Here is a 518-nt window from a genome sequence, read left to right as displayed (position 1 = left end):
GTTGATTGTGTTCCCAATCCGCCACTTGCGTGTGTTCGCCATCGATTGCTGCGGTCAGTATCCACTGCCCATTTCGCTGTTGTATATCAAAGTAACCAGCAAATCGACGGCACGTCGTGAAGCCAAACAAGGTGTAACCAGCAGAATCCTCAATCACTAGATAGTTGTAGTAACGCTTGGATGCATGTTGCGAGTACACGCGGTATGGGGGAATGTTGTCGGGGCAGCGACCTATTTCAAGAGGATGCGTGATCGTTCCTGACGTTTGTGCCAACATTTGAAAACCATCCCCAATCACGTTGGCTTCGTGCTCGTATAAAAACGGCATTTCGAACAGCACTTCACGGTCAGTAAAGGTCTTCTTGTGCAGCCCAGAGAAAGAGAAATGGGCTTGATTACCAATCACATCCACGTGCAGATCGTTATCGGTGATCGTCACTTCGGAATGGTTGGCTAACTGAATGGTCTGAGCCATATTGCATCTACTCACTGATTATTATTGTTTTGTGTCCAATTGA

Annotated in this window: 1 pseudogene; it reads right to left on the bottom strand. The window is 47.1% G+C overall.

Annotated features, from left to right (window positions below):
• Positions 1–475: pseudogene (locus R7Q11_RS29360) on the bottom strand (glycosyl hydrolase); the annotation flags it as partial.
• Between the last annotated feature and the right edge of the window lie 43 nt (positions 476–518).

The sequence above is a fragment of the Vibrio sp. 970 genome (assembly GCF_033339075.1).
This window is presented reverse-complemented; position numbering and strand designations above follow the sequence as displayed.